General features: G+C 72.4%; 2 protein-coding genes and 2 pseudogenes. All 4 read left to right on the top strand.

Going from position 1 to position 2,921, the window contains the following annotated elements:
* A pseudogene (locus I5E_RS07710) lies at window positions 1-267 on the top strand (RecX family transcriptional regulator); the annotation flags it as partial.
* A 29-nt stretch (window positions 268-296) separates the two neighbouring features.
* Window positions 297-1,796: a tRNA (N6-isopentenyl adenosine(37)-C2)-methylthiotransferase MiaB gene (gene miaB, locus I5E_RS07705; protein WP_022906468.1), complete on the top strand. Its 1,500-nt coding sequence runs from the start codon at window positions 297-299 to the stop codon at window positions 1,794-1,796.
* Window positions 1,797-1,890: 94 nt separating this feature from the next.
* The gene (miaA, locus tag I5E_RS07700) at window positions 1,891-2,802 is read left to right on the top strand and encodes a tRNA (adenosine(37)-N6)-dimethylallyltransferase MiaA (protein ID WP_031261826.1); all 912 of its coding nucleotides are present in this window, start codon (window positions 1,891-1,893) and stop codon (window positions 2,800-2,802) included.
* A pseudogene (locus tag I5E_RS26300) lies at window positions 2,799-2,921 on the top strand (diaminopimelate epimerase); the annotation flags it as partial. The gene miaA and the pseudogene I5E_RS26300, both read left to right, overlap by 4 nt.

Below are 2,921 nucleotides of genomic sequence, written 5' to 3'. Positions count from 1 at the left end.
CGCGGGATCGACCAGGCAGCGATCGACGCGGCACTCGAAGCGGCTGCTGACGACGAGGACGACGAGTTCGTCCGCGCGATCGAACTGGCGCAGAAGCGTGCGGGCCAGCTCCGCGGCCTCGACCGGGCCACGGCGGAACGTCGGCTCTCCGGGTTCCTGATGCGCAAGGGCTACAACGGCGGAGTCGTCCGCATCGCGGTCGAGCGTGCGCTCGACGGCGGTGGCCGCCCGCCGGCCGGCCCGCGCGGTTCCGTCCGCTTCGAGTAGCGTCCCGACGGTTTTACACTGGGACGACCATGGCCACCGTCGCAGCGCGCCCCCGCACCTACCAAGTCCGCACCTACGGGTGCCAGATGAACGTGCACGACTCCGAGCGGTTGAGCGGGTCGCTGCAGGCCGCCGGCTACGTCGCGGCCGACGGCGAGCAGGCGGACGTCGTCGTCATCAACACGTGCGCCGTGCGCGAGAACGCCGACAACCGGCTGTACGGCAACCTCGGGCAGCTCGCGGGCATCAAGCGCGAGCACCCCGGCATGCAGATCGCGGTCGGCGGGTGCCTGGCGCAGAAGGACAAGAACGTCATCCTCGAGAAGGCGCCGTGGGTCGACGTCGTCTTCGGCACGCACAACATGGGCTCGCTGCCCACCCTGCTCGAACGTGCCCGGCACAACGACGAGGCGCAGATCGAGATCCTCGAGTCGCTCGACGTCTTCCCGTCCACCCTGCCGACGAAGCGCGACTCCACGCACAGCGGATGGGTGTCGATCTCGGTCGGCTGCAACAACACGTGCACGTTCTGCATCGTGCCGTCACTCCGCGGCAAGGAGAAGGACCGCCGCCCGGGTGACGTGCTCGCCGAGATCCAGGCGCTCGTCGACGACGGGGCGATCGAGGTGACACTGCTCGGTCAGAACGTGAACTCCTACGGGGTCGAGTTCGGGGACCGCCAGGCGTTCGGCAAGCTCCTGCGCGCCGCCGGGCAGATCGACGGCCTCGAGCGGATCCGGTTCACGAGCCCGCACCCGGCCGCCTTCACGGACGACGTCATCGACGCCATGGCAGAGACGCCGAACGTGATGCCGCAGCTGCACATGCCGTTGCAGTCCGGCTCGGACCGCGTCCTCAAGGCGATGCGCCGCAGCTACCGGAGCGAGCGGTTCCTCGGCATCCTCGACCGAGTCCGGGCGAAGATCCCGCACGCGGCGATCTCGACCGACATCATCGTCGGGTTCCCCGGTGAGACCGACGCCGACTTCGAGGACACCCTGCGCGTCGTCGAGCAGTCGCGCTTCGCGTCGGCGTTCACGTTCCAGTACTCGATCCGTCCGGGAACCCCCGCGGCGACGATGGACGAGCAGCTGCCGAAGGACGTCGTGCAGGAGCGCTACGAGCGCCTCGTCGCCCTGCAGGAGCACATCACCGCCGAGGAGAACGCGAAGCAGGTCGGCCGCACGGTCGAGGTGCTCGTCGCGACGGGCGAGGGCAAGAAGGACGACGCGACCCGGCGGCTGTCCGGACGCGCCGAGGACTCGCGGCTCGTGCACTTCTCGGTGCCGGACGGCTCCGACGTGCCCCGGCCCGGCGACGTCGTCACGGTCGAGGTCACGCGGTCGGCGCCGCACTTCCTCCTCGCCGACAGCGACGCGCCGCTTCGGATCCGTCGCACCCGCGCCGGCGACGCGTGGGACCGGGCCCAGGCCGAGAGCTGCGGGGTGCCGACGCCGACCACGGCCGGCGCCACCGACGCTCCGCGGCCGGTCTCGCTCGGCCTGCCCACGCTCCGTGTCGGGCGCTGACGAGGAGCGCGCCGACCCCGCGCGTCCCGCCGACCCCGCGCGACCCGCCGACCCCGCGCGACCCGCCGACCCCGCGAGCGCAGCCGACGCCGATCTGATCGCGGTCGTCGGGGCGACCGGCACCGGCAAGTCCGACCTCGGCATCGCCATCGCCGAACGCCTCCTCGCCGCAGGCCGACCGGCCGAGATCGTCAACGCCGACGCCATGCAGCTCTACCGGGGCATGGACATCGGTACCGCGAAGCTCGGGCTCGAAGAGCGCCGGGGCATCCCGCACCACCAGCTCGACGTCCTGGACGTCACCGACGAGGCCAGTGTGGCCGCGTACCAGCGCGACGCCCGGGCCGAGATCGAGGCGATCCACCGCCGCGGGGCCGTCGCCCTGCTCGTCGGCGGGAGCGGGCTCTACGTGTCCGCGGTGCTGTTCGACCTGGCCTTCCCGGGGACCGACCCCGAGTTGCGGGCACGGCTCGAGCGCGAGCACGAGGAACGCGGCCCGGGCATCCTGCTGGAGCGGCTCCGCGGCCTCGACCCGTCGGCGGCGGCGAGCATCGACGCGCGCAATCCGCGGCGGTTGATCCGCGCACTCGAGATCGCGAGCCGGTCCGAGGTCGTGACCCCGAGCCTCCCGTCCGCGCCCCGCGCCTGGCGACCCGCGCGCATCCTGCGCCTGCACCGTGAACGCGCCGAGCTCGTCGACGCGCTCCACGAGCGCGCGGCGCGCATGTTCGCCGCGGGGCTGGTCGACGAGGTCGAGGGCCTCCGCGAGCGCGGACTCGAATCGGGGCGGACCGCGCGGGCGGCGATCGGGTACTCGCAGGCGCTCGAGGTGCTGCGCGGCGACGCGTCCGTCGATCAGGCGATCGAGGCGACCGGCGTCGCGACCCGGAAGTACGCCCGACGGCAGGTGTCGTGGTTCCGGCGGTACACGGACGCCGAGGTCCTCGACGTCACCGGCGCGGACCGGGCTGCGCTGACGGCGGCTGCCCGTAGGATCGTCCCGTGACCGAGCTGCACTTCACCAAGGGCCAGGGGACCGGCAACGACTTCGTCCTGTTCGCCGACCCCGACGCGTCGGTCGAACTGACCCCCGAGCGGATCCGCGCGATCGCGGACCGCCGGTTC

This window comes from Curtobacterium sp. B18, assembly GCF_000333375.1.
Taxonomy (GTDB): Bacteria; Actinomycetota; Actinomycetes; order Actinomycetales; family Microbacteriaceae; genus Curtobacterium.
Note: the sequence above shows the minus strand (reverse complement) of the source record. Positions and strands in the feature narration are given on the sequence as shown.